Origin of the sequence: Halobacterium sp. DL1 (assembly GCA_000230955.3) — an archaeon.
Lineage (GTDB): Archaea > Halobacteriota > Halobacteria > Halobacteriales > Halobacteriaceae > Halobacterium.
In genome coordinates this window covers 1,041,766-1,065,519 of record CP007060.1, presented here as the reverse complement: position 1 = coordinate 1,065,519, position 23,754 = coordinate 1,041,766, and the positions used below count along the sequence as shown (strand labels likewise).

Below are 23,754 nucleotides of genomic sequence, written 5' to 3'. Positions count from 1 at the left end.
GCGCCCAAACCAAAGTATTCAGTACCCGTCGTTCCCTAGCCTCGCCTATGAACTCGGAAGCAGACGAGGGGATGTCTCGCCGCAGTTTCCTCCGGACGGGTCTCGGCGCGGCGGCGGCCGGCGCGGCCGTCACCGGCACCGCGGCCGCCCAGGAGGAAGGCGGAGGCGGCGGTGGTACGGAAGTCATCGTGGGTCCGGGCGGGAGCAACGTCTTCGACCCCGAGACGGCGTACGTGAAGCCAGGCGGCACCGTCACGTGGGTCTGGGACTCCGGCGGTCACAACGTCGTCCCAGAGTCACAGCCGTCCGGCGCCAGCTGGGAAGGACACGAACCCATCGAGGACGCGGGCTTCGAGTACTCCCACACGTTCGAGACCGAGGGCACCTACGAGTACGTCTGCGTGCCCCACGCCAGCCTCGGCATGGAGGGCGTCGTCGAGGTCACGCCGAATCCGCCCGAGAACGAGGGCTACCAGTCCATCCTCCCGGACAGCGCGAAGACCATCGGCGTCGCCGCCATGGGGTCGCTGGTCTCCGTCCTCGGCATGGCCTACTTCTTCATGCGGTATGGCGGAGACTACGGCGACTACGAAGAGTAACGACGACTACCGCGTTTCGACGACGAGTTCGACCGGGCGCAGTTCTCCCTCTAAGTCCGCGACGACGCGCTCGACGGTCCTTTCCCCTTCCTTCTCGACGACGCCCACGACCCTGTCGACGACCCAATCCAGCGAGACGAGCGCGGGCAGGTCGACGACGCCGCTGGCGCTGTCGGGGTCGTAGGTGACGACCAGCGTCACTCGCGACCCGGACTCCGTCTCCCCGACCTCCCAGCGACCCTCGGCCCGCAGGCCGTCGACAACCTCCCAGCGTATCTCGTGGGGTTGTTCGGCCCCCGTGACGCGCGAGCGCACCGTGTGGGAGAGCCGCCACCACGAGAACTCGATGTCGTACTCGGTCCCCGGCGAGCCGTCGCCGTGCTGGCGGACCGACGCGATGTGCTCGGAGTACCGCGCGTACCCCCGGAAGTCGAGGAGGAACGCGTACGCCTCCTCGGGCGGGACCCGGACGTCGGTGCTGACCTCGATGGTGTCCACGTGCTGGCTTGGGCCCCCGCGGGCAAAGGCGTACCGCGACGCTTGTAATCCACCGCCGAGAAGGGAGGTCCATGAGCCAACGAGTCGCAGTGGTCGGCGGCGGTCCGGCGGGGCTGACGGCGGCCATCTACACCGCGCGGGCCGGCCTCGACACCGTCGTCTTCGACGCCGAGGAGTCGATTCTCGCCCGGAACGCCCACCTCGAGAACGTGCCGGGGTTCCCGGCCGGCGTGAACGCCCGGACGTTCCTCGAAGCCAGTCGCGAGCAGGCCCGCCGCGCCGGCGTCGAGTTCGTGGACGCGCGCGTCGAGCACGTCGAACGCGACGGGGACAGCTTCCACGTGGACGCCGACGAGAGCTACGAGTCGGAGTTCGTCGTCGCCGCCTCGTGGCCCGACGTCTCCTACCTCGACGCGTTCGAACTGGAGCGCATCGAGCGCGGGTCGAAGACGATGCTCTCCACCGACGAGTTCGCCCGCACAGAGGTGGAGGGGCTCTACGCCGCGGGCCGCGTCGCCCGGCAGTACCACCAGGCGGTCGTCGCTGCCGGCCATGGTGCGACGGCCGGCCTGGCCGTCGTCGAGGACAGCGACGAACCAATCTACCACGACTGGGTCGCGCCCGAGGGCTATTTCACGGGCCGCGACCGCGACGTCCCGCCGGGGTGCGTGGAGATAGACGAGGACGAGCGCCGGGAGCGGGAGGCCGAGAGTCTGGCCGCGCTGGCGGACCTGTCGCCCGCGGCGCCGCCGACGATGCACCCGAGCGTCGACGACGAGGAGTGAGCGGAGGGCACTACTGTTTTTATACGCCGGGGTACGAATGCCCGGTGAATGCTGGATGGAGTGAACGTCGCGCTCGGCGTCTCGGGCAGCATCGCGGCGGTGAAGGTCGTGGAACTCGCCCACGAACTCCGCCGCCGCGGCGCGAGCGTACGGGCCGTGATGACCGACAGCGCGCAGGGCATCGTCCACCCGTGGGCGGTCGAGTTCGCCACGGACGCCCCCGTCGTCACCGAGATTACGGGGAGCGTCGAGCACGTCGAACTCTGCGGGACCGACGGCTGGGCGGACGTGCTGTTGCTCGCGCCCGCAACGGCGAACACGGTGGGGAAGGTGGCGGCCGCAATCGACGACACGCCCGTGACGACGTGCGCGACGACCGCACTCGGCGCTGGCGTTCCGGTCGTTGTCGCGCCCGCGATGCACGAACCGATGTACGACCACCCCGGCGTGCTCGACGCCATCGACCGCGTCGAGTCGTGGGGCGTGGACTTCGTCGACCCCAGAGTCGAGGAGGGGAAGGCGAAGATAGCCACGGAGGAGGCCATCGTCCTCGCGACGGCGCGCGCCGCGGGCGAGAGCCCCCTCGCTGGCGAGCACGTCGTGGTGACGAGCGGTGCGACGAGCGAACCCATCGACCCCGTGCGCCTGCTGACGAACCGGTCGTCGGGCCGAACCGGGCGAGCGGTCGCGGCCGCCTGCTACGTCCGGGGTGCCGACGTCACGCTGGTCCACGACGGCGACGACGTGCCGTACGCGGACACCGTGGACGTCGAGACGGCCGCGGAGATGCTCGACGCCACGCTGGCGGCCTGCGCGGACGCCGACGTGCTCGTCTCGGCGGCCGCGGTCAGCGACTACACCGTCGAACCGAGCACGAGGAAGATCCGCTCCGGGCAGGAACTCACCATCGAGTTCGAACAGACGCCGAAGGTCGTCGACGAGGTGCGCGCGGCCCACCCCGACCTCCCGGTCGTCGGCTTCAAGGCAGAGACGTCGGGCGACGACGACGCGATGGTGGCGGCCGCCCGGGAGATTCTCGAGCGCGTCGACCTCTCCTTCGTCGTCGCTAACGACGCCAGCGTCATGGGTAGCGGCGAGACGCGCGCGCTGTTCGTCACCGCAGACGACGTCACTTCGTACGAGGGTGACAAGCGGGGTCTCGGGATGCGAGTGGCGGCGGAACTGTCCAGCACCCTCCGGAAGTAGCTACCCTCGACACCGGAGTCTCTGCGGGCCAGTGCCACCACCGAGGACCGCCGCTCACTCGATTTCGAGCGTGTCCAGCGCTCCGCTGAGCGTTGTGACGGGGACGACGTCGGCCTCGTGGTCTTCGAGGAGCGGCGGCCCGAGCAGTGCCGTCAGTCCCTCGAAGGTCGGCGACTCGACCACGAAGTAGAACGTGTGCTCGTTCGGCGCCACGAACGCGTTCCGGATTCGTGCCTCGACCGAGTCGGGGGGATTCTCCACTCGTTCGAGAAGGTCGTGGGCCTTCCCCTCCTGTTCGTCGCGTGCCCAGCAGTTCTCGGGACTGTGTGTCAACCGTACGTGGAACAACATGGTCGGGTACTGTACGCCGAGCGTCACGATAACCGTGCGGACGAGTAACATGCCACACTGTTACCCGCTCGGGTCGACGACTAGCAGCGAAATCCGTTCGTTGTCCGCCGGTTAGTCCTCGTCCTCGGGCCAGTCGGCGTCGCCGAAGAACGGGACGCCCATCTTCTGGGCGGACCGCGAGATCATGTGCGACCCCGTCGGCGCCGTCAGGAAGAGGAAGACGATGGCGACCAGCGACGGGAGACCCAGCGAGTCCGGGCCGAACTGGACGTAGCCCGCTAGCAGAATGGAGGCCGCGCCCAGCGTCGCCGCCTTCGAGGTGGCGTGCATCCGGTTGTAGACGTCGGGCAGCCGGAGCAGGCCGACCGTTCCGACCAGCAGGAAGAACGACCCGACGACGACGAGCACCGCGGTGAGCAGTTCGGTCGGCGTCATTGGATGATGTCCCCCTCCACGACGTACTTGGCGACGGTGACGGTGCTGATGAAGCCGATGATTGCGAGCACGAGCGCGACTGTGACGAACAGGCCGCGGTCGGTCTGGATGGCGAACAGCACCGCGATGGCGACGACGTTCGTGGCGATGGTGTCGAGGGCGACCACGCGGTCGGGCACCGTCGGTCCCTGGATGACCCGGTAGCCACAGAGCAGCGTCAGCACGCTCACCAGCACCAGAGCGCCGCTCACGACGAGTTCGAGGACGCTACTCATCGGCGTCACCCCCGTAGCCCGAGTCGGAGACCCCGGGACTGGGCACCGGGTCGCCGGGTTTCCGCTCCTCGTCGAAGATGACGAGCGCGTAGTCCTCCCAGCGCCGAATGGGGTCGACCACGGCCTCCGGCTCGCGGCCGTCGATAGCGTGCACGTACAGCGTGTTGGTCTCGTCGTCGTAGTCCATGGATAGCGTGCCTGGCGTCAGGGTGATGCTGTTGGCGATGGTGGTGATGGCGAACGGCGTCTCGACACGCAGCGGCACCTCGATGACTCGAGGTTCGATGGGCATGCTCGGCGCGAGCACGCGGCGGGCGACGTCGACGTTCGCGGTGAGTAGGTCGTAGAGGAACGCGGCGGCGTACAGTAGTCCGTAGGGGGTCGCCTTCGCGACCCGAACCAGGTCGGTCCGACCGGGGTAGAGCCGCCGGAAGACCACGGCGACCGGGAACCCGAGCGCGAGGCCGACGAGCAGTTCCTGTGCGATGTGCGCCGGCGTGAAGTGGACGCCGCGGACGAACAGCCACAACACGGCGAGCGTGAATCCGGCGAGTATCCAGCGACGGACCCGCATCAGTGACCACCCCCCTCGGTCTCAAGGGCGCCGCCGTCCGGCAGCACGGTGTCGACGTACTGCGCGCGGTCCAGGGCAGCGTCGGCGGCGTGGCCGGCGAACTCGTACACCGGCTGGAAGCCGACGCCGAGGAGCACGACGGCCGACGCGACGGCCACGAGGATGGCGACCTGCCGGCGGTCCGCGGTCGCGCCCTCGACGGCCGGTGACTGGACACCCCAGAAGCCGCGATTCCACGCCCGGGAGACGTAGGCGATGGTGAACAGCGCGCCGCCGAGCGCCACGCCGAGCGCGAGCCACGACTCCGCGACGACAGCGCTCTGGAAGACGAGCAGTTTGCCGAAGAAGCCGGTCAGGGGCGGCAGTCCCACGAGGCCGAGGCCGCCGATCAGGAACGCGCCCGCGACGACCGGCTGGTTGCGCGCGATGCCGTCCAGGTCGTGGAACCGCGTCGTTCCGAAGGCGTCCCGGATGGTCCCCACGACGAGGAACAACAGCCCCTTCGAGAGCGTGTGGTTGAGCGCGTAGACGAGCGCCGCGACGATGCCGAGCCGCCGGACGGCGGTCGCGTCGGCGGGCGCGAAGGCGGCCACTGACAGCGGCAACACGATGAAGCCGACCTGGCCGATGGATGAGTACGCGAGCAGGCCCTCGACGCGGTCGGCGCCGAGAGCGGAGAGGCCGCCGAAGAGGATGGACAGCGCCGCCATCACGAGGACGACGGGCGCGAAGTAGGCGAGCGCGCTCCCGTCACCCCAGGGGAGGCCGGCGAGGGCGTCGAACTGCGCTGCCGCGAACACCGTGAAGTAGAGCCGGATGAGCGCGTAGATGCCGACCTTCTTCACGACGCCCGCGAGCATCGCGGCCACCGGGGCCGGGGCGGCGGCGTACGCGGCGGGCACCCACCACTGGAACGGGACGACGCCGGCCTTCACCGCGAACACGACGAACAGTAGCATCGAGAGGCCGAGTACGGGCGCCAGCGAGACGCCGAACTCCGCGGGGTTGGCGACGCGCATCGCGATGTCGGCCATGTTGAGCGTCCCCGTGGTGGCGTAGATGCCGCCGATGGCCAGCAGCATCACGGCGCTGGCGAGGAGGTTGAGCACGAGGTAGTTGAGCCCGGCGCGGGTGTGACTGCTCCCGCCGTAGAAGACGACGAGGACGTAGCTCGCCATCAGCATCACCTCGAACCAGACGAAGAGGTTGAAGATGTCGCCGGTGAGGAACGCGCCGCTGACGCCCGCGAGCATGAAGTGGAACAGCGGGTGGAACGTCAGCTTCTCGCCGAACTCGTCGACGTACAGCACGCTGAACAGCAGCGCGGGCACGGCGAGCACGGCGGCCAGCGACAGCATGAACGCCGACAGCGCGTCAGCGACGAAGACGATGGCTGCGGGCGCGGGCCAGCTCCCGAGGTTGTAGGCGACGCCGCCGCCCTCCAGCACCCGTGAGACGAGCGCGGCGACGACGCCGGCGTACGCGACGATGCCGACGACGCTCACCACTCGCTGGACGCGGAAGCTCCGTCGAGCCGTCAGGCAGAGCACGGCAGTCGCGAGCGCGACGAGGACGGGCGCGACGACCAGCTGTTCGGTCACCGAATCACCTCCTCGACGTCGGCGAGTTCCTCGGCGTCGATGGTGCCGTGCTCCTCGTAGACCCGGTAGGTCAGGACGAGCGCGAACGCCGTCGTCGCGAAGCCGATGACGATGGCCGTCAGCACCAGCGCCTGCGGGAGCGGGTCGGCCACGGGGCCGTGGGGCGCCGCCTCGTGCCCGATCTTGTCGAGGACGGGGACGCCGGTCCGGATGCCACCCATCGTGATGAGGTAGACGTTCGCCGCCTGGCTGATGACGACGACGCCCCAGACGACGCGGACGACGTCGCGCCGGAGGACGAGGAACGTCCCGAGCGCGAACAGCAGCCCCAGCCCGATGGCGAGGACGAGTTCCGGCCCGGCCGTCGCGGCGGTCGATTCGGCGGTCATTCGGCACCCACCACCGAGAGGATGGTCAGCAGCGCGCCGACGACCACGGCGTAGACGCCGAAGTCGAAGGCGACAGCGCTCGCTACTTCCACTTCGCCGTACAGCGGGAGGTGCAGGTAGGTGAAGCTCTGTGTCATGAACGCGAGTCCGCTCTCGGTGAACAGGTAGCCGTAGACGATTGCGGCGAGGCCGCTGGCGACGGCGACGAACAGGCCGAGTCCGAAGAGGAACCGGTAGTCCGCGACGACGCCGTGGCGGATGTGCTCGATGGCCGTCTCGACGTCGCGGCCGAGCACGTCGTCCTCGAGGAAGTCGAGGCTGTACGCGATGTAGATGAGCGCGAACGCGCTCGACGTGAGTACGCCCGCGATGAACCCGCCGCCGGGCTGGTTGTGTCCCTGCAGGAACAGGGCGAACGAGACGACGAGGATGATGGGGACGACCACGCGCGTGACCGTCTTCATGATGACCGTCGTCACGACGTCTCACCCCGCTCGCGCATGGCGACGAGCGTCAACACGGAGAGGGCGGCCATCGCGATGACCGATATCTCCCCGAGCGTGTCCAGCCCCCGGAAGTCGACGAGGATGACGTTGACGATGTTCCCGCCGCCGCCCTGGGGAATCGCCTGTGAGACGTAGAACTCCATGATGGATTTGTCCGGGGTGGCGCTGGTGGTGACGAGGACGGTGACGGTCACCGTCGCGCCGACCAGCAGCGACAGCGCACCGTCACGGATTACCCGGGAGCGCTTGGCTTCGCCGTAGTACGCCGGGAGTCTGTCGAGGACGAGCACGAAGATGACCAGCGTGAGCGTCTCGACGGTGAGTTGCGTGAGCGCGAGGTCCGGCGCGCTCGCGAGGATGTAGAAGATGGCGACCATGAAGCCGAGAATGGAGAGGGTGAGCACGCCCGCGATGTGCGACGGCGCGATGGTCACTGCGACGGCGGCGACGAAGGCCACCAGCAGCACGAGTATCATGGCCGGCGACACCAGCGTCCCGACGGACGTCGGCAGCGACACCTCGGCGAGCGCGTAGCCGCCGAGCACGAGCGCGACGATGGCTGCGAATGTCCACGTTGCGTACGTCCGCAGCAGCCCGTTCTGGACGGTCTCGGCGACCTGCACGCTGACACGGTTCAGCCCGAAGACGGTGCCGTCGTACCACCAGTTCGCGCGAATCGGCGGGACCGCCGTCATGAGGCCGTTAAGCGCGTCGTGGATGCGGTCGTAGAACGGGTAGGCCGCGGTACCGACGACGATGGTCACCGCGCTCATCGCGGCGTACGGCGTCAGTTCCGTCGGCACGTAGTAGTGGAAGCCGTGGGCCTCCTCTGCGGCGACACTGGCCACGACACCCTCGACGAAGTGGTCGATGGGCGCCGGCGCGACGCCGACAGTCGAGAGCACGCCGCCGAGTCCGACGATAGCGGCGAGCGTGCCGAGCAACGCGGCGGGCGCCCACATCGCGACCGGCGGCCGGTGGACGTGTCCGAGTGCGTCGGGTTTCTCCCCGAAGAACAGCATCAGGAAGCGGATGGAGTAGAGGAACGTGAAGACGCTCCCGAAGACGGCGACGACGGGGTAGAGCCACGCGAGGCCGCCCGCGGCCTCCGCGGCGTGGTAGGCCGCCTCGAAGAGGAGTTCCTTGGAGTAGAAGCCGTTGAACGGCGGGACGCCGGCCATCCCGAGGCTGGCGACGACGGCGACGGCCGCCGTGATGGGGAGGTCGTCGGCGAGCCCCGAGAGGTCGTCGATGCGTCTCGTGCCGGCCTCGTGGGCGACGATGCCCGCGACGAGGAACAGCGGTGCCTTGAACAGCGCGTGGTTGAGGATGTGGAAGGCGCCAGTCTCCGCGCCGTAGATGGACGCGAAGCCGAAGCCGGCGACGATGAGGCCGAGGTGGCTCGCCGTCGAGTACGCGAGCAGTTCCTTGATGTCCGTCGCGGTGACGGCGAGCATCGCGGCGACGGTCATCGTGAGCAGCCCCATCACCGTGAACAGCAGCGTCCACTCGTCGGTGATGAGGTACGGGCGGAACCGGCCGACGAGGTAGACGCCGGCCTTCACCATCGTCGCGGAGTGGAGGAACGCTGAGACGGGCGTCGGTGCCTCCATCGCGTTCGGCAACCAGATGTGGAGAGGAACCTGCGCGGACTTCGCGGCCGCGCCGATGCCGATGAGCGCGACGGCGGGCACGAGCAGGCCGGCGTCCCTGAGCATCGTGCGGTACTGCTCGGGTTCGGTAACGAGCGCCGCGAGGTCGAACGTACCGGTCGCCGACCAGACGAGGAGGAAGCCCGCGAGCATGAACAGGCCGCCGCCCACGGTGATTAGCATCGACTTACGGGCGCCGTACCGGGAGGCTCGTTCGCCCGTGTAGTGGCCGATGAGGACGAACGACGCGATGCTCGTCAGCTCCCAGAAGACGAACAGCGCGAGGAGGTCGGCGGCGAACGCGACGCCGAGCATCGACCCCATGAACGCGAGGAGCGCGGTGTAGTACTTCGCCTGGCCAGGTTCGCCGTGCATGTAGCCCGCGGAGTACGTGAAGATCAGCACGCCGATGCCGCTCGCCAGGAAGCCGACCAGGAGCGCGAGGCCGTCGACGTAGAACCGCAGCGAGACGTCGAGTGCGGGGACCCACGCGAACGTCACGGTGCCCTGGGCGCCGTACTGGCTGGCCGCGAGTCCGAAGCACGCGAGCGCCACGGCTGCAGCGTAGTAGGCCGTGCGCTCGCCGAGCCACCGGAACACCGCCGGGGTGAACGCGGCGGCGACGAACGGCAAGGCGACGAGCGTCACCACTGCCGCAGGATCCGGGTTCGGTGTCACAGATTACCCTTCGGAGGGCGGCGCTTAACAGTTCTCAATCTCCGCTGGAACGCAGCCCCGGCCGGGCCGCCCGTGTGGCGGAACGGGGCTCCGAGCGTCGCGACGACTGTCGAGCGAGTGGACTGAGTCGCGGGAGCGTGGAGCGCAGCCGACTCGTTCCGTCACCTTTTATTCCCGGCAAGAGTATTCCCGGCATGGAGAGGCTCAAGCAGTCCCTGCTGGACGCCCCTATCATCGAGAAGGACGGCTACCACTACTTCGTCCACCCCATCAGCGACGGGGTGCCGATGCTGGAACCCAGTCTCCTCCGTGAGATCGTCATCCGCATCATCCGGAAGGCCGAACTGGAGGACGTCGACAAGATCGTCACGCCCGCAGCGATGGGTATCCACATCTCCACGGCCGTCTCGCTGATGACGGACATCCCGCTGGTCGTCATCCGCAAGCGCGAGTACGGCCTCCCGGGCGAGGTCGCGCTGAGCCAGCAGACGGGCTACTCGGAGAACGAGATGTACATCAACGACGTCACGGAGGGCGACCGCGTGCTGGTCCTCGACGACGTGCTCTCGACCGGCGGGACGCTGCGCGCCATCACGGACGCCCTCGACCACATCGGCGCGGACGTCGCCGACGTCGTCGCGGTCATCAAGAAGGCGGGCCCGAACGAACTCGACGAGGGCGGCATCGACGTGAAGACCCTCATCAACGTGGATGTCGACGACGGCGACGTCGTCATCGTCGACGAACACGGCGACGGATAACCCCCACAGAGTCGGACGGCTTCGCGGGTGGTCGGCTGCTTTTCCGTCTGCCGGGGCTACTAGTGAGCAGCCATGCCATCTGCACTGTTCGTCGTGAGCGAGCACGGCTACTGGGGCGAGGAGTGTATCGAGCCGCTGACGACCCTCGACAGCGAGGGCTTCGACATCACCGTCGCGACGCCGAGCGGCGACCCGCCGGTCCTCGACGAGCGCTCGGTCGACCCCGAGGAGGTCGGCGAGGAGACAGCCGAGCGCGTGCGCGAAATCCACGAGACCGACGACCGACTGAACGCCCCGCGGCCGACGTCCCGCGTCGAAGCCGTGGACTACGACGCGGTCGTGTTCCCCGGCGGCCACGGAACCGTGTGGGACGTGAACCAGGACCGCGACGCGCGACGCGTCCTGCGAAACGCGCTCAGTGGCGACAGCGAGAAGGCCCTCGTCGTCTGTCACGCGGTGGGCATCCTCGCGTGGGTCCGCGAGGCGAGAGCCCACGACGAGGACGCCGGTTTCGTCGTCGACGGGCGGGAAGTGACTGGCTTCCCGAACGCCTGGGAGGCCGACATCGTCGACGACGACGGCCGGATGCCGGACGGCCGGAAGCTCCCCTACTGGGTCGAGGAGGAGGTGGTCGCTGCCGGCGGCGACTGGGACGCCGAACTCGACAGCGATACGAGTGTCACCGTCGACGGCGACCTCGTGACGGCTCGCGGGCCCGAATCGTCGGCAGCGGCGGCCCAGACCCTCCTCGACGAACTCGCCGCGTAGCGGGCGGAGAATCCCCACACGGCGTCCGAAACAGAACCCTTAACTGAAAGACCGGGTTACGGAGAGGTAGCGGGATGGGATAGCCAGGAGATTCCGCCGGGCTCATAACCCGGAGATCGGTAGTTCAAATCTACCTCCCGCTACTTCTCCTGCAAAACCGACTGCGCAGTCTCGTCTGCGCAGTTGTTTCCATCCACGTAGTGCGGGCGTAGATTTGAATCCTGAGTGACGCAGCCGAGCGGAGCGAGGACCGTTATTCACCTGTTCAAATCCACCTACCACTACTCTCCTGCGACAACGGCGTTGTCCGGGCCACTGCGGCCGCGAACCCGAAAGCGTTTGCCGAAGCGTCGACTTCGTCCGGTCAATGGAGTACGGTGTGGTCGTCCGCTGGTGGCTCCTCTACCAGGTGTTGCTGGTCGTGGGTCTCCCGTTCGCGGCGCGCGTGTTGCCGGACGCGCCCGACCGCGGGGCGTCGCTGGCGATGCCGACGGCCCTCGTGTTGCTGACGCTGCCGCTGCTGTGGGTCGGGCAACTCGCGTTCGGACTGTGGGTCGTGGTTGGCGTCGCGGTACTGCTGCTCGCGGCGTCGGCGTGGCTGGCTCGCGGCGGCATCGAGGTCGACGCCCGTGCGTACGCGGAGGTGGTCGCGGTGTTCACGGTGGCGTTCCTGTTCCTGATAGCGATTCGCGCGGCGGCGGACGGCGTCCACCCGTTCGCGGGCGAGAAGTTCCTCGACTTCGGCATCCTGCAGAGCCTGCTGCGGGCGGACCGGCTCCCGCCACAGGACATGTGGTTCGCGGGCGAACGCGTCATCTACTACTACGGCGGCCACCTGATGGCCGCGACGCTGTCGCTGCTGACGGGGACGGAGGGACGGTTCGCGTACAGTCCCGCGCTCGCGGGGTTCTACGCGATGGCGGTCACCGGCGCGTACGGACTCGCGAGCACGATAGCGGCCAGCACGAGCGACGGAAACGAGACGGAGCCTGTTCGCGGTTCGACGGCGCTCGCCGTGGCGGGCGTCGTGTTCGCGCTCGCGCTGGTCGCGTTCGGCGTGTCGTGGTACCTGGTAGTGTTCCCAGTGGCGCTCGCGGCGGCCGCGGTCACGCGCTCGCGGCGGGTCCGTGCCGGCGTGCTCGCCGCGTTCGTCTTCGGCTTCGCCAGCAACCTCCTGACCCCGGTGCGCCTGCTGGCGTCGAAGGTCGGTTTCGTCGAGGATCTGGTGGCGGCGGCAGGGATACGGGAGGGCCGCGCGCCGACCATCACGCCCGGCACGTTCGACAGCTGGCACGCGAGCCGCATCGTGGAGACGGGCATCAACGAGTTCCCGCTGTTCGCGTACCTGAACGGCGACCTGCACGGCCACATGATGGACGTCGCGGTGCTGTTCCTCGTCGCTGGCGTGGCCCTGGCCTACTACCGGACCCCGGCCCAGCGCACTCGGCGGCGGATCGGCCTCCTGTTCGGCGCGATGCCGCTGCTGGCGGCGACGATACTGGCCGTGAACACGTGGAGTTTCCCGACGGTGCTCGGCGTGACGGCGCTGTCCGTCGCCCTCGCCGACCCGTCGCCGCACACGCTCGTCCCCGCGCGGTTCCGCGGGCCGTTCGAGCGAGGGGGACGCGTCGGGACGGTACTCCAGCGCGTCGCGTTCGGCGTGGGCGCGGCGGTCGTCGTCGCTGTGCTATCGCTAGCCGTGGTGTGGCCGTTCGTCTGGAACGTCCTCCTGCTCGGCGCGGCCGAACGTAATCCGGCGTTCCTCCCGGAGCCGAGTCAGCTCGGCTCGTTCCTCATCGTCCACGGTCTGTTCCTCGTCTCGCTGGGCGCGTACCTCGTCGCTCGCGGCTCCCGGGACCGATGGGACTGGGCGCTCGCAGGGGTCGCCGCGGTGTTCCTCGTCACGCTGGCCGCGACGTTCGACCTCGTCGTGGCTGGCGTCTCCCTGGACTTCGTCGGCGTGGCGCTGGGCGGACCGCTGGTGGCCGGCGCGTGGCTGCTGCGCCGCCGGTCGCGGGTCGGTTTCGAGGGCGTGCTGGTCGTCGCGGGCGCTGGCCTCGTGGTGCTCGTAGAGTACGTCTACCTCGCGGACAACGCCTCGCCGGAGCGGTTCAACACGGTGTTCAAGGTGTACGCGCAGGCGTGGGCGCTCTGGTCGGTCGCGGCCGGCGTGGCGCTCGCCTCGCTCGCCCGCCGAGGAGTGGGTTCGAACGCTCGACTGCGGTCGGCCGCGGGGACGGCACTCGTCGCCGTCCTGCTGGTCTCGGCGTCGGTTTACGGCGGCCTGGCGCTGACGAATCACTTCGGACAGATAGACGACCCGACCCTCGACGCGATGGAGTACGTCCACGACGAGCGGCCCGGTGAGGCGGCGGCAATCGAGTGGCTGCTCGACAGACCCGGCCAGCCACACCTCGTCTCCGCGCCCGGTCTGACGCCGTACTCCTGGCAGAACCCGGAGGCCAGCCTGACGGGGATACCGACCGTCGCGGGGTGGATTCAGGAGACGATATACCGGGGCGACGAGGCCTACTACACGCGAGTCAGCGACGTGGACATCCTGTTCGAGACGGAGGACCCCGTCTCGCGGGCGGTGCTCCTCCGGAAACACGAGGTCGACTACATCTGGGTCGGACCCGTCGAGCAGGAGCGCTACGAGGTCGCGAACATGGTCGACGAACCCGGCATCTCGGTGGCGACCGTGACGACGACAGTCACCGTCTACGCGGTGAACCGGACGGAACTCGTCGAGACGCAGAACTAGACCGCGAGGTCGCCGGCGCGCTTGATGACCGTGATGTCCTCTGCGTCCGCGGTGTCGACCTCGAGCCAGTGGGGGATGTAGTTGCGTTTGTCGTAGTCCTCCTGTTCCTCGGCGTCGCCCATGACACACCAGAGCTGGACCTCGTCGGGACCGTGCCAGTCGCCGTTGCGCGTCACCTGGAAGAGGACCTTCTCCTCGCCCTCGTACTCGATGATGGCGTCACGGCGCACGCCGGGGTCGCCGTGGATGATGAGCCGTCTCATGCTCGCCGGTTCGGAGCACGCCCGATTAAACGCTTCGAAGCCGCGCGTCGCGAGCGAGGCCGTCGGCGCTCCGGCGGTTCACGTTCGAGTGGCGAGCGCTGCGCCGACCAGGTAGGCGGGCAGGCCGAACAGCGCGAGGACGACGAGCCAGAGGAGCACGACCGGGGCCAGGAGGATGCCCGGGCCGAGCAGCGCGACGACGCCGACGAGCGGTGCTACGACGGCCGCGAGCCTGACCCAGTCACTGACTGCCGCGTCGAGTGCTCCCACGACGGCGAACGTCCAGAGCTGCGCGGCGAGCAGGCCAGCGGCGAGCGCACGACCAACGGTCGGGAGCGCGACCTCGGGGTGCGCGTTCGCCCCGACGACCGCGCCGACCACGCCGAGGAGGAGCGGCGTGCCGACGGCCGCGGCCGCGAACGCTCGCCAGTCGTGGACGCGGTCGGTCACCGCGAGCCCGCCGACCACGAGCCCGGTGAGCGCGGCGAACAGCGGAGTCGCGCCGTGGAGCATGAAGTAGGTGGTCGCCTGGCCGGAGAGCACCAGGCCGACGAGGAGGGCCGCGCTACCGAGCGCCACAGCAGTACCCACGCTGGTAGCGTCCTGGGGCGCCCCCACCCTGGCTGCGAGCGCGTCGACTCCCCGCAGGAGTCCGGCGAGCGCGAGGACTGGCACGGCGAGTACGAGCGCCGCGTTCGCGAGAAACCGTGGTCCCGTCTCGATGGCGAGCGCGACCTGTGTCGCGACAGTCGAGACGGCGCCGTCGTCGGGCGCGAACGCGACGAACGCGGCGGGGAGTGACGCACCCCGCTCCGCGGTCAGGACGCCGTCCTCGGTGGCGGCCGGGCCGGCGGTGACGGCGTGACCGGGTGGCGCGGCCAGCCGGAACCGGTCGGCGTTCACCGTCCACCCCGACGACGCGGTATCCCTGAAGGCGTCGACGAGCACCACGCCGCCCACCGTCGTCCTCGCGACGTCGTTCGAGCGGTACGTCACGGTCACGCGGTCGTCCACGACCTGGATGGTCGCATCTGCTGGGACGGGCGCGAGGCCACCGCCGCGGCCCGCGAGCGCACCGACGACAGCGTCGGAGTTGTCTGCGACCCAGTCACCGTCGGAGCCCGCGAGCCGGTTCGTCACGACGACGCGTGCGCTGCCGTTCTCGAACACCTGCACGTCGAGGGCGCTCTCGGCGACCGACACCGATCCGCCGGCGTCCGCGACGGCCGACTCGAACTGCGACCCGCAGGCGCCACAGACGTCTTCGGGTGGCGGCGCGGCAGTCGTCGGGGCGACCGCTGCGAGCAGGGCGACGACGAGGACTGAACAGAGGGCGAGCGACCGGCGGGAGGGCATATCGGGAGGCTCACAGGACGGCGACTAAAAGCTGTGCGTGGTCGGGCGAATCCGGCCGCCCCGAACCAAACGGATTTTAAACGACCGCGTCATAGCAGCCAGTAACAGAGCTGATCTTACCTATGGAGATGCCACGCCGATTCAACAGCTACTGCCCGCACTGCGATGCACACGAACAGCTCGATGTCGAGAAGGTCCGAACGGGCCGTTCCTCCGGCATGAAGTGGGACGCTCGCCGCACCAAGCGCGCGAACCGTTCCATCGGGAACCACGGCCGGTTCTCGAAGGTTCCGGTCGGCAACAAGCCGACGAAGAAGACGGACCTCAAATACCGCTGCAACGAGTGTGGCAAAGCCCACCTCCGCGAGGGATGGCGCACCGGCCGCCTCGTGCTTCAGGACTGACAATGGCGGGACGCTTCTACACCGTCGTCTGTCCGGACTGCGAGAACGAACAGATCGTCTTCGGGAAGGCCTCCACGGAGGTCGCCTGCGCCGTCTGCGGCACGACGCTCGCGCGACCGACCGGCGGCGAGGCGGAACTCGCCGGTGAGGTCGTCGACACCGTCGAGGCGAGATGAAGTACGTCGGCTGGCCCGGGGAGGGCGAACTCGTCGTCGGGAAGGTCGACGACATCGAGGACTTCGGCGTGTTCGTCGACCTCGAGGAGTACGAGGGGAAGCGTGGCCTCGTACACGTCAGCGAAGTGGCCAGCGGCTGGATCAAGAACGTCCGCGACCACGTCAACGAGGACCAGACCGTCGTCGCGAAGGTGCTCGGCGTAGACGAGTCCGCCCAGCAGATCGACCTCTCGCTGAAGGACGTCAACGACCACCAGCACTCCGACAAGATACAGGAGTGGAAGAACGAGCAGAAGGCCGACAAGTGGCTCACGCTGGCGTTCGGCGAGGACATGGACGACGACCAGTTCCGCCGCATCGCCAACGGGCTGCTCGGCGACTTCGGCAGCCTCTACGAGGGGTTCGAGCAGGCCGCCATCCACGGCTACGAGGCCCTCGAGGACGCCGACCTCTCCGAGGACGAGAAGGAGGCCGTCGTCGAGACGGCCCGCGAGAACGTCTCCGTGCCGTACGTCACGGTCACGGGCTACGTGACGCTGACGTCCCCGGATTCGGACGGCGTCGACGACGTGAAGGCCGCGCTGCAGGCCGCCGAGGGTAACGGCGAGGTGCCCGACGAGGCCGACCTCGAAGTGACGTACGTCGGCGCGCCGGAGTACCGCCTCCGCGTGCAGGCGCCGAACTACAAGACCGCGGAGACGCAACTCGAGACGGCCGCCGACCGCGCCGTCGCGAAGATCGGCGACCTCGGTGGCTCCGGAACGTTCCACCGGGAGCGCCAGCTCGACGAGGAATGAAGTCCGACATCCGGGTGTGTTCGGCGTGGCGCGAGCGCCACGACCGCCCGGTGTACACGCTTTCTGCGAGTTGTCCGGAGTGTGGCGCCGACGCCGAGAACAGCGCGCCCGCGCCGTTCGACCCCGAGGACCCGTACGGACGCTACCGACGCGCTCTTAAGGTGCGCAGCCGCCCGTAGAGACATGGACGAAATCGACATCGCGTGGGCGGCAGAGCCCGAACTGGACGACCCGGTGTTCGTCGAAGGGCTCCCCGGCGTCGGGCACGTGGGCAAGCTCGTCTCCGAACACGTGGTCGAGCAGGCGGACAGCGAACTGGTCTGCCGCATCCACACCGAACACTTTCCGCCGCAGGTGACCGTCGACGACGACAGCGTCGCGGAGCTCGCGTGCGCCGAGGTGTACGCCGTCGACACCGAGGGCCGGGACCTGCTTGTCCTGACTGGCGACCACCAGGCCCAGGACAACGTCGGCCACTACCGCCTGACGGAGGCGTTCCTCGACGTCGCCCAGCAGTTCGGCGCGGAGGAACTGTACGCGCTCGGCGGCGTGCCGACTGGCGAACTCGTCGAGGAGCACGACGTCATCGGCGCCGTCTCAAACGAGGCCCAGAAGGAGCGCCTTGAGGAGGAGGGCGTCGAGTTCCGCAGCGAGGAGCGCGCGGGCGGCATCGTCGGCTCCAGTGGCCTGCTGCTCGGTCTCGGTGGTGAACGCGGCCTCGACGCCGCCTGTCTGATGGGCGAGACGTCGGGCTACCTCGTCGACCCGAAGGCCGCGAAGGCCGTTCTCGCGGTGCTGGAGGGGATGCTCGGCTTCGACGTCGACGAGGAGGCCCTTGACGACCGCGCCGACGAGATGGAGGAAGTCGTCAGCCGCCTCCGCGAGATGGAGGAGGGGCCGAGCCCCGGCGACGAGGACCTGCGGTACATCGGGTAGCGACGTCGACAGGCGTGCGAGTGGTGACCCACGCCCACCGCACCGGTCGAACTGACCGATTCGTTTCATAAACCCCGCCCTTCCGCGCATCCGCTGACTCGGAATCATGGCTTAGCCGTGTCCGCGTCGCTGATTCACGTCCGGGGCTCGGCGTCGCCTTGGCTCCCGCGGACGTGTGTCATCGTTGTGACTACCGCGGAGGAGGTTCATGTAGGCGAACTTCTACGGGAAAATTAATCTGAATAACATTTTCTCTGGGCGTTGGCGTGTGTTGTGGATGTCCCGAGACACCAGCACGCCGACGGACGAGACGAACAGCACGTTCAGAGACTGGTCGCGGCGGACGGTCCTGGAGGTCACCGGCGGGGCCCTCGCTATCGGCGGACTCGGCGGAGCGACCGTCGTCGGGGCGGACAGCCAGGACGAAGGCGACGACGGCGAGGGCGAGAACGGCGAAAACGGCGGTGGGGAGAACGGGGACGACAGTAGCTTTTTCGACGACCTCATCGACCCGACGTGGGGCTACCCGCTGGCGGCCGACGAGACTGGGAGTGTCGACATCGACACCGTCGTAGAACTCGTGACCGTCGAGGGTGAGGGCCCCCAGGAGAACTTCCCGCTCGACCCGGAAAGTGGCGAGGCGTTCCCCTTCGAGTTCTACTTCGACCCGGTCGGCCTCCACGTGATGCCCGACGGTGTCGTCCACTTCCTCTCCGCCTCCGGCGAGCACACCGTCACCGCGTTCCACGAGAAGTACAGCAACCCGGAGATACAGATTCCCACCCGTATTCCGGGAGACGTGGTTGGGTTCACCTCACCCCCAGTCGTCGGCGGTGAGTCGTGGCTCTACCAGTTCGAGACGCCCGGCGTCTACGACCTCCTCTGTCTCCCCCACCTCGGCTTCGGGATGGTGATGCGGGTCGTCGTCGCCGATCCAGAGTCGGCGGACCTCTCCTCGGAGACGTTCACCGTGTCGGCCCCCGGGAATCTGCCGCCGAACATCACGCGCGTCCTCGGCGCTCCCGAACTCGACCCCGCGAACGTCGTCGAGCAGGAGACGGTCGCGTGGGGGGACCTGGCGCTCACCCAGGAGTAACGCACTCCCCTCCCGCTCCCGTCGTTCGACGCCGCCACCTCGACAGGCGGCGAACCATTCTTCCCCAATCAGCGCACACACCTAGGCGTGCTGCCGGAGTGGCTGGCGCTGGGACTGCTCATCGCAGGCGCGGCCTCGGTGGTGGCCGCGGCGCTGTTCGTCCTCGGCGAGTGGCTCTACCCGACCGAACCCGTGAAACCGGCGAGGGAGCGCTCCGGGGAGTGGAAGCGCCGCCGGGAGATCCGGGAGTACCTGCGCGCCATTGACGAACCGTTCGCCGAGGAGCACTTCGTCGCCGGCACCCACGTCGCGTTCTATCTGCCGCGGCGGAACGTCGCCATCACGTTCGACGCGCCGGACTACTTCCGCATCAGAAACTCGAACACGTACGTCGTGCTCGCCGAACACGAGATGCCGGGAAGTCACCTCGGCGGCCGGCTCCCGTTCGAGACGCCGGACCGGGAGGAGTTGTTCGGCGACCCGGAAGAGGATGCGGACGAGGAGACGGACAGCGTGCGGGACGCCTTCGCCACGCTCGGCCTGTCGCCGTCGGCCAGTCAGGCGGAGGTGAAGGCGGCGTACAGGGAGCGCATCAAGGAGGTTCACCCGGACCACGGCGGCGACCGGGAGACGTTCGAGGCGGTCCGAGAGGCGTACGCGGCGGCGCGCCAGGAGACCGCGTCCTGACGCGCTGAGGCGAGCGCGACCTGGCTGCTACGTGAGGTCGGCCACGCGGTAGTTCGCGGGCGCGTCCCGGAGCGGGTCGGTGACGCGGCCGAGCTGGTCCGCGACGGCGACGACGACCACTCGCTGGCCGCGGCTGGCGGCCTCGGCGGCGACCTCGCCCGCGGCGAAGGTCACACCGGGTTCGGTGTCCACCCTGCGGAGCGCGACGACAGCCTCGACGCCCGCGGCGAGCACAATGTCGGCGTCCGCAACGGCGGCACGGAGCCGTTCCGTGTCTACGACGTCGCTGCCGCCCGAGCGCACCGAGGGCACCTGATAGACGGTGACCTCACCGGGGTCGAGGTCGATGATGCCCTCGAAGCCGGTGACGCCGACCTCCTCGTCGGCGGCGGCGTCGGTTGTGGCGACGCCAGTCGCTGGCCCCTCCCCGCCCGGCGTGGCGTGGAGGAGGCCGTCCCGCATCTCGAGAGTGACCGTGTCGCCGGAGTCGACGGCCGCGGTGGCGACGGCGGCGTCCTCCTGGACCGCGCCGAGCACGTCCTCGGAGACCCGGTCGGCGTACCGGCGGACGTCCGCCGAGGTGCGGAGCAGCCAGTCCACGCCCTCCTTCGTGACGCTGTACCGCGAGCGCCCCTCCTTCGTGACGAGGTCGTCCTCGACGAGTTCCCGGATGTACTCGGAGACCGCCTGGCTGGTGACGCCGACGGCGTCCGCGATCTCACCCTGGCTCACGGCCGGCTGCCGGTCCGCGATCTCGACGAGGATGCGAAAGCGCGTGGCCGTGCGCTTGTCGGCGAGGACGTCGACCATACCGGCCCGTCTCACCGCTGTGCCAAAACCGCATCGGTGACCGCCGCAGCTAACTCCCCGGAGCCCCCACGTGTGGGCGTGAGCGACATTCCGCCGTGGGCGGCGTTCGGCGAGCGGGCCGTCCACCTCCCGGGCCCGGACGCCCTCGTGCTCGCGGACCTCCACGTCGGTAGAGACGCCGCCTCCGACGTCGCCCTCCCGCTCGGCGAGCGCAACGACCTCCGGGAGCGCCTGGACGCGCTGCTCGCGGAGTTCTCCCCAGAGCTGGTCGTGTTCGCTGGCGACCTGCTGCACGTCCACGGCACGGTTCCCGACGGTGTCCGGGACACCGTCGATGACCTCGTGGCCGGCGTCGCCGACGCCGGCGCGGCCCTCCGGATCGTCGAAGGCAACCACGACGCGATGCTGGACGCGGTCGACGTCGCCGCGGAGTCGTTCGTGGAACTCGACGACGGCACCGTGGTCTGCCACGGCCACGAACTCCCGCATGTGGACGCCACGCGATACGTGGTGGGCCACCAGCATCCAGCGGTGGAAATCGAGGGACAGCGACGGCCCTGCTTCCTCTACGGACCGGACCAGCACGAGGGACGGGACGTGCTCGTGCTGCCGGCGTTCACGCGCCTGGCGCCCGGGACACTCGTCAACGGACTCACCGACGGCGCGGCCGTCTCGCCGCTGCTCGCAGAACCCGACGGTTTCCGACCGATAGTGGTGAGCGAGGACGAGGCGCTCGGGTTCCCCGCGCTCGCTGACCTCCGGGGGCTACTGTAGGTCCGCCCGGACCGCGCGGGCCGCGACCCGCCCGCTATCCAGGGCGCCGTGTATCGAGGAGCCGTGCGTGAAGTCCCCGGCGAGGTAGACCGACCCCTCGGGGTCGCGTGTGTCCGGCAGGCGCTGGTGGACGCCCGGCGGCTGGGCGAACTGCGCGAAGTCGATGCGGTCCGTCCGGAGCAGTTCGAACTCCCGGAGCGACGCCGCAGGGTACCAGTTCGCGAGCGTCTCGCGGGTCTGCATCTCCAGGTCCGAGTCCGACTCGTCCCGGCGGCCGACGGTCGTCGCGGCGACGAGTTCCCGGTCGTCGGGCGCGTAGTCGGGGGCGACGCCGGACATCGGGGCGACAGTGTTGGGCACCTCTCCCGCGGCGTTGAGGTGGATGCGGTCGCTGGCGCCGAGTGGGTGGCCGGCGGGGACGGCGAACTGCTGGGTGACACAGCCTCGCGCCTCCGTCGGGATGGCCTCGACGCCGGTCAGGTCCCTGCTGGACCGGGGGTCGGCGGCGACCACCACGGCGTCCGCCTCGACCGTCTCGCCGGGCACGCGGACCGACACAGAGCCGTCCTCGGGTTCGACGCGCTCGACGGGCGTGCCAGTGACAAGGTCCACGCCGGCGTTCACCGCGCGGTCCCCGAGTTGTGCCGAGATGGCGCCCATCCCGTCGGCGGGGACGACGGTCTTTCCCTCGGCGAGCATCTTGAACGTGAACTCGAAGACTCGCTTCGACGTCGACAGCGTCCGGTCGAGCGTGATGCCGCCGTAGAAGGGGCGGACGAAGTTCTCGACGTACTGCTGGGAGAACCCCCGGCCGTAGAGGGACTGCTCGATTGTGGCGTCCGGGGCGTCGAAAATGTCGGCCACGGCCGTCCGGCGGAGTTCCGCGGCGAGGCGCACCGTCCGGAGTTTGTCGAGGGTCGTCACCTCGTGATTGAACAGCGACTCCGTGAGCGCGGTCGGGTCACGGAGCGGGTCGGCGAGCACGGAGCGCTCGTCCTCACGGCAGATGACCGCACCGGGTGAGAACGCCCGGAGGTCGAGCGCGCCGTAGTCGAGTTCTCGTTTCGCCGCGGGGTAGGCGGTGAACAGCACCTGGAAGCCGCGGTCGAACGTGAAGCCGTCGGCGTGCGTCGAGCGCACGCGCCCACCGACGTCGGGGTCGCGCTCGTACAGCGTGACGTCGCAGCCGTCCTCGGCGAGGTGTCGCGCCGCGACCAGGCCGGCGAGGCCGCCGCCCACGACCACGACCCGCGTATCAGTCATACTCGGTTGTTCCGCGGCCGACGCCATGAACCTGGGGCTCCCGTGGGTGATTGGCCGCGACCCTCGAAGGGACAGTCCTTTTCTCCCCGCCCACCAACCCCCGCGCATGGAGACGACGCCGGCGTTCCAGGGGCTCACCTGCGTGGACTGCGAGGAAACGTTCGACGCCGAGACGGCGACCCACCGCTGCCCGGACTGCGGTGGCATCCTCGACCCGACGTACGACTACGAGGCCATCGACGTCTCGCCAGAGGAGTTCGAGTCGCGGCGCTTCGATTCGATGTGGCGCTACGAGGAACTGCTCCCGTTCACCCGCGACGCCGCGGTGTCGATGGACGAGGGTGCGACGGCGCTCGTCGACTGCCCGAAACTCGCCGACGAGATGGGCGTCGGTCGCGTGCTCATCAAGGACGAGGGCCGCAACCCGACGGGGACGTTCAAGGACCGCGGGCAGACCCTCGCGATGACCGCGGCCGCCCAGCACGGCGCCAGCGACGTGGCGCTGAACTCCGCGGGGAACGCGGGACAGTCGGCCGCCGCGTACGCCGCCCGCGCGGGCATCGACTCCCACGTCTTCCTCCCGTCGCGCTCGGGGTTCACCAACAAGGCGATGGTGAACGTCCACGGCGGCGACATGACCATCGTCGAGGGTCGCATCGGTGACGCGGGCGCGGCCTACCAGGACGCGATGGACGACCACGACGACTGGTACTCCGTGAAGACGTTCGTCACGCCGTACCGCCACGAGGGAAAGAAGACGATGCTGTACGAGGTCGTCGAGCAACTGGACTGGGAGGCCCCCGACCACATCGTCTACCCGACCGGCGGCGGCGTCGGCCTCGTTGGCATGCACAAGGCCGCAAAGGAGTTCCGCGACCTGGGCCTCACCGACGACCTGCCGGCGATGTACGCCGCGCAGGCCGAGGGCTGCGCGCCCGTCGTCCGAGCGTTCCAGGAGGGCCGTGACGTCCACGAACCGTGGGACACCCCGGACACCATCTGTGGCGGCATCGAGATTCCCGACCCCGGCGCCAGCCCGTGGATCCTCGACGCGCTCCGCGAGAGCGACGGGGGCGCGGTGGCGACGAGCGACGAGGCGATTCTCGACGCCGCGGTGCTCGTCGCCCAGCACGAGGGACTGGAGATGGGCGCGACGTGCGCGGCGGCCGCTTCCGGCGCCTCGGCACTCGCCGACGATGGCGCGTTCGGCCCCGACGACACCGTCGTCATCATGAACACCGGCAGCGGCAACAAGGACGCCGACGTGATCCGCTCGCACCTGATGAGCAAGGGCATCTGAGTTCGCAGCTCCGACGGCCACGCCCCGATTTTTATAGCCGCTCCTCGAGA

The 23,754-nt window shown here is 69.1% G+C and carries 28 protein-coding genes and 1 tRNA gene; 16 read left to right on the top strand and 13 right to left on the bottom strand.

Translation table 11 applies throughout. From position 1 onward, the window contains the following. Nucleotides 1-47: 47 nt before the first annotated feature. A complete protein-coding gene (locus tag HALDL1_06995) occupies nt 48-599 on the top strand; it encodes a hypothetical protein (GenBank protein ID AHG03371.1) in 552 nt (183 codons plus the stop codon). A 6-nt stretch (nt 600-605) separates the two neighbouring features. On the opposite strand, the gene HALDL1_06990 is transcribed toward HALDL1_06995, so the two are convergent. Next, a complete protein-coding gene (locus tag HALDL1_06990; GenBank protein ID AHG03370.1) occupies nt 606-1,097 on the bottom strand; it encodes a polyketide cyclase in 492 nt (163 codons plus the stop codon). 8 nt (nt 1,098-1,105) lie between these two features. Here HALDL1_06990 and HALDL1_06985 point away from each other — a divergent pair, with 8 nt between their 5' ends. Both HALDL1_06985 and HALDL1_06980 read left to right on the top strand, forming a co-directional pair. Continuing rightward, nucleotides 1,106-1,882, top strand: a complete 777-nt coding sequence (locus HALDL1_06985; protein ID AHG03369.1) for a thioredoxin reductase — start codon at nt 1,106-1,108, stop codon at nt 1,880-1,882. Between the two features lie 48 nt (nt 1,883-1,930). Continuing rightward, nucleotides 1,931-3,088 (top strand): phosphopantothenoylcysteine decarboxylase / phosphopantothenate--cysteine ligase, encoded by a 1,158-nt coding sequence (locus tag HALDL1_06980; GenBank protein ID AHG03368.1) that lies wholly within the window; start codon nt 1,931-1,933, stop codon nt 3,086-3,088. A 54-nt stretch (nt 3,089-3,142) separates the two neighbouring features. On the opposite strand, the gene HALDL1_06975 is transcribed toward HALDL1_06980, so the two are convergent. The 8 genes from HALDL1_06975 to HALDL1_06940 are packed head-to-tail and all read right to left on the bottom strand — an operon-like array spanning nt 3,143 to nt 9,549. Further along, a complete protein-coding gene (locus HALDL1_06975; protein AHG05218.1) occupies nt 3,143-3,490 on the bottom strand; it encodes a hypothetical protein in 348 nt (115 codons plus the stop codon). Between the two features lie 60 nt (nt 3,491-3,550). Beyond that, nucleotides 3,551-3,874 carry a cation:proton antiporter gene (locus HALDL1_06970; protein ID AHG03367.1) on the bottom strand — a complete coding sequence of 108 codons (324 nt, stop codon included), beginning with the start codon at nt 3,872-3,874 and terminating at the stop codon, nt 3,551-3,553. Next, nucleotides 3,871-4,149, bottom strand: coding sequence for a pH regulation protein F (locus HALDL1_06965; GenBank protein AHG03366.1), 279 nt, complete (start codon nt 4,147-4,149; stop codon nt 3,871-3,873). Before HALDL1_06965 ends, HALDL1_06970 begins: the two co-directional genes overlap by 4 nt. Then, the gene (locus tag HALDL1_06960) at nt 4,142-4,723 is read right to left on the bottom strand and encodes a cation transporter (GenBank protein ID AHG03365.1); all 582 of its coding nucleotides are present in this window, start codon (nt 4,721-4,723) and stop codon (nt 4,142-4,144) included. The genes HALDL1_06965 and HALDL1_06960 overlap by 8 nt, the downstream gene beginning before the upstream one ends. Continuing rightward, a complete protein-coding gene (locus HALDL1_06955; GenBank protein ID AHG03364.1) occupies nt 4,723-6,324 on the bottom strand; it encodes an NADH-ubiquinone oxidoreductase in 1,602 nt (533 codons plus the stop codon). The genes HALDL1_06960 and HALDL1_06955 overlap by 1 nt, the downstream gene beginning before the upstream one ends. Next, nucleotides 6,321-6,713: a cation:proton antiporter gene (locus HALDL1_06950; protein ID AHG03363.1), complete on the bottom strand. Its 393-nt coding sequence runs from the start codon at nt 6,711-6,713 to the stop codon at nt 6,321-6,323. The genes HALDL1_06955 and HALDL1_06950 overlap by 4 nt, the downstream gene beginning before the upstream one ends. Then, the gene (locus HALDL1_06945) at nt 6,710-7,177 is read right to left on the bottom strand and encodes a sodium:proton antiporter (protein ID AHG03362.1); all 468 of its coding nucleotides are present in this window, start codon (nt 7,175-7,177) and stop codon (nt 6,710-6,712) included. The genes HALDL1_06950 and HALDL1_06945 overlap by 4 nt, the downstream gene beginning before the upstream one ends. Before the next feature lie 11 nt (nt 7,178-7,188). After that, the gene (locus HALDL1_06940; protein ID AHG03361.1) at nt 7,189-9,549 is read right to left on the bottom strand and encodes an NADH-ubiquinone oxidoreductase; all 2,361 of its coding nucleotides are present in this window, start codon (nt 9,547-9,549) and stop codon (nt 7,189-7,191) included. Nucleotides 9,550-9,743: 194 nt separating this feature from the next. Here HALDL1_06940 and HALDL1_06935 point away from each other — a divergent pair, with 194 nt between their 5' ends. The 4 genes from HALDL1_06935 (at nt 9,744) to HALDL1_06920 (ending at nt 13,842) form a co-directional block, all read left to right on the top strand. Further along, a complete protein-coding gene (locus HALDL1_06935; protein AHG03360.1) occupies nt 9,744-10,310 on the top strand; it encodes an adenine phosphoribosyltransferase in 567 nt (188 codons plus the stop codon). A gap of 72 nt (nt 10,311-10,382) precedes the next feature. After that, entirely contained in the window at nt 10,383-11,078 is a 696-nt protein-coding gene (locus HALDL1_06930) for a thiJ/pfpI family protein (protein ID AHG03359.1), read from the top strand. A 68-nt stretch (nt 11,079-11,146) separates the two neighbouring features. Beyond that, a tRNA-Met gene (locus HALDL1_06925) sits at nt 11,147-11,221 on the top strand. Between the two features lie 224 nt (nt 11,222-11,445). Beyond that, complete coding sequence (locus tag HALDL1_06920) at nt 11,446-13,842, top strand: YYY membrane protein (GenBank protein ID AHG03358.1); 2,397 nt, start codon at nt 11,446-11,448, stop codon at nt 13,840-13,842. Here the strand turns inward: HALDL1_06920 and HALDL1_06915 are convergent. Continuing rightward, nucleotides 13,839-14,105, bottom strand: coding sequence for a hypothetical protein (locus HALDL1_06915; protein ID AHG03357.1), 267 nt, complete (start codon nt 14,103-14,105; stop codon nt 13,839-13,841). The genes HALDL1_06920 and HALDL1_06915 overlap by 4 nt on opposite strands. Nucleotides 14,106-14,183: 78 nt before the next feature. After that, nucleotides 14,184-15,461 carry a hypothetical protein gene (locus tag HALDL1_06910; protein ID AHG03356.1) on the bottom strand — a complete coding sequence of 426 codons (1,278 nt, stop codon included), beginning with the start codon at nt 15,459-15,461 and terminating at the stop codon, nt 14,184-14,186. Between the two features lie 122 nt (nt 15,462-15,583). Here HALDL1_06910 and rpl44e point away from each other — a divergent pair, with 122 nt between their 5' ends. The 7 genes from rpl44e (at nt 15,584) to HALDL1_06875 (ending at nt 19,557) form a co-directional block, all read left to right on the top strand. Next, on the top strand, nt 15,584-15,865 hold the full coding sequence (gene rpl44e, locus HALDL1_06905) for a 50S ribosomal protein L44 (protein AHG03355.1): 282 nt from the start codon (nt 15,584-15,586) through the stop codon (nt 15,863-15,865). A gap of 2 nt (nt 15,866-15,867) precedes the next feature. Continuing rightward, complete coding sequence (locus HALDL1_06900) at nt 15,868-16,041, top strand: 30S ribosomal protein S27 (protein AHG03354.1); 174 nt, start codon at nt 15,868-15,870, stop codon at nt 16,039-16,041. Next, the gene (locus HALDL1_06895; GenBank protein ID AHG03353.1) at nt 16,038-16,838 is read left to right on the top strand and encodes a translation initiation factor IF-2; all 801 of its coding nucleotides are present in this window, start codon (nt 16,038-16,040) and stop codon (nt 16,836-16,838) included. Before HALDL1_06900 ends, HALDL1_06895 begins: the two co-directional genes overlap by 4 nt. Then, nucleotides 16,835-17,017 (top strand): H/ACA RNA-protein complex protein Nop10p, encoded by a 183-nt coding sequence (locus tag HALDL1_06890; GenBank protein AHG03352.1) that lies wholly within the window; start codon nt 16,835-16,837, stop codon nt 17,015-17,017. Before HALDL1_06895 ends, HALDL1_06890 begins: the two co-directional genes overlap by 4 nt. Nucleotides 17,018-17,021: 4 nt before the next feature. Next, nucleotides 17,022-17,774 carry a 3-isopropylmalate dehydratase gene (locus HALDL1_06885; protein ID AHG03351.1) on the top strand — a complete coding sequence of 251 codons (753 nt, stop codon included), beginning with the start codon at nt 17,022-17,024 and terminating at the stop codon, nt 17,772-17,774. A 277-nt stretch (nt 17,775-18,051) separates the two neighbouring features. Next, the gene (locus HALDL1_06880; protein ID AHG03350.1) at nt 18,052-18,870 is read left to right on the top strand and encodes a hypothetical protein; all 819 of its coding nucleotides are present in this window, start codon (nt 18,052-18,054) and stop codon (nt 18,868-18,870) included. Nucleotides 18,871-18,957: 87 nt separating this feature from the next. Further along, nucleotides 18,958-19,557, top strand: coding sequence for a molecular chaperone (locus HALDL1_06875; protein AHG03349.1), 600 nt, complete (start codon nt 18,958-18,960; stop codon nt 19,555-19,557). Between the two features lie 27 nt (nt 19,558-19,584). Here HALDL1_06875 and HALDL1_06870 read toward each other — a convergent pair whose 3' ends face one another. Further along, entirely contained in the window at nt 19,585-20,367 is a 783-nt protein-coding gene (locus HALDL1_06870) for a Crp/Fnr family transcriptional regulator (GenBank protein ID AHG03348.1), read from the bottom strand. 78 nt (nt 20,368-20,445) lie between these two features. Between HALDL1_06870 and HALDL1_06865 the strand changes: the two genes are divergently transcribed. Next, nucleotides 20,446-21,141 carry a metallophosphoesterase gene (locus tag HALDL1_06865; GenBank protein AHG03347.1) on the top strand — a complete coding sequence of 232 codons (696 nt, stop codon included), beginning with the start codon at nt 20,446-20,448 and terminating at the stop codon, nt 21,139-21,141. Here HALDL1_06865 and HALDL1_06860 read toward each other — a convergent pair. Then, on the bottom strand, nt 21,133-22,404 hold the full coding sequence (locus HALDL1_06860; GenBank protein ID AHG03346.1) for a phytoene dehydrogenase: 1,272 nt from the start codon (nt 22,402-22,404) through the stop codon (nt 21,133-21,135). The two genes, HALDL1_06865 and HALDL1_06860, sit on opposite strands and share 9 nt — an antisense overlap. A 106-nt stretch (nt 22,405-22,510) precedes the next feature. On the opposite strand from HALDL1_06860, the gene HALDL1_06855 reads away from it, so the two are divergent. Further along, nucleotides 22,511-23,704: a threonine synthase gene (locus tag HALDL1_06855; protein ID AHG03345.1), complete on the top strand. Its 1,194-nt coding sequence runs from the start codon at nt 22,511-22,513 to the stop codon at nt 23,702-23,704. Nucleotides 23,705-23,754: the final 50 nt, after the last annotated feature.

Coding starts and splice junctions, on each gene's coding strand:
- HALDL1_06995 (AHG03371.1), top strand. CDS start 48: ATGAACTCGGAAGCAGACGAGGGGATGTCTCGCCGCAGTTTCCTCCGG.
- HALDL1_06980 (AHG03368.1), top strand. CDS start 1,931: ATGCTGGATGGAGTGAACGTCGCGCTCGGCGTCTCGGGCAGCATCGCG.
- HALDL1_06975 (AHG05218.1), bottom strand. CDS start 3,490: ATGTTACTCGTCCGCACGGTTATCGTGACGCTCGGCGTACAGTACCCG.
- HALDL1_06970 (AHG03367.1), bottom strand. CDS start 3,874: ATGACGCCGACCGAACTGCTCACCGCGGTGCTCGTCGTCGTCGGGTCG.
- HALDL1_06965 (AHG03366.1), bottom strand. CDS start 4,149: ATGAGTAGCGTCCTCGAACTCGTCGTGAGCGGCGCTCTGGTGCTGGTG.
- HALDL1_06960 (AHG03365.1), bottom strand. CDS start 4,723: ATGCGGGTCCGTCGCTGGATACTCGCCGGATTCACGCTCGCCGTGTTG.
- HALDL1_06950 (AHG03363.1), bottom strand. CDS start 6,713: ATGACCGCCGAATCGACCGCCGCGACGGCCGGGCCGGAACTCGTCCTC.
- HALDL1_06945 (AHG03362.1), bottom strand. CDS start 7,177: ATGAAGACGGTCACGCGCGTGGTCGTCCCCATCATCCTCGTCGTCTCG.
- HALDL1_06935 (AHG03360.1), top strand. CDS start 9,744: ATGGAGAGGCTCAAGCAGTCCCTGCTGGACGCCCCTATCATCGAGAAG.
- HALDL1_06930 (AHG03359.1), top strand. CDS start 10,383: ATGCCATCTGCACTGTTCGTCGTGAGCGAGCACGGCTACTGGGGCGAG.
- HALDL1_06920 (AHG03358.1), top strand. CDS start 11,446: ATGGAGTACGGTGTGGTCGTCCGCTGGTGGCTCCTCTACCAGGTGTTG.
- HALDL1_06915 (AHG03357.1), bottom strand. CDS start 14,105: ATGAGACGGCTCATCATCCACGGCGACCCCGGCGTGCGCCGTGACGCC.
- HALDL1_06910 (AHG03356.1), bottom strand. CDS start 15,461: ATGCCCTCCCGCCGGTCGCTCGCCCTCTGTTCAGTCCTCGTCGTCGCC.
- rpl44e (AHG03355.1), top strand. CDS start 15,584: ATGGAGATGCCACGCCGATTCAACAGCTACTGCCCGCACTGCGATGCA.
- HALDL1_06900 (AHG03354.1), top strand. CDS start 15,868: ATGGCGGGACGCTTCTACACCGTCGTCTGTCCGGACTGCGAGAACGAA.
- HALDL1_06895 (AHG03353.1), top strand. CDS start 16,038: ATGAAGTACGTCGGCTGGCCCGGGGAGGGCGAACTCGTCGTCGGGAAG.
- HALDL1_06890 (AHG03352.1), top strand. CDS start 16,835: ATGAAGTCCGACATCCGGGTGTGTTCGGCGTGGCGCGAGCGCCACGAC.
- HALDL1_06885 (AHG03351.1), top strand. CDS start 17,022: ATGGACGAAATCGACATCGCGTGGGCGGCAGAGCCCGAACTGGACGAC.
- HALDL1_06880 (AHG03350.1), top strand. CDS start 18,052: ATGTCCCGAGACACCAGCACGCCGACGGACGAGACGAACAGCACGTTC.
- HALDL1_06870 (AHG03348.1), bottom strand. CDS start 20,367: ATGGTCGACGTCCTCGCCGACAAGCGCACGGCCACGCGCTTTCGCATC.
- HALDL1_06860 (AHG03346.1), bottom strand. CDS start 22,404: ATGACTGATACGCGGGTCGTGGTCGTGGGCGGCGGCCTCGCCGGCCTG.
- HALDL1_06855 (AHG03345.1), top strand. CDS start 22,511: ATGGAGACGACGCCGGCGTTCCAGGGGCTCACCTGCGTGGACTGCGAG.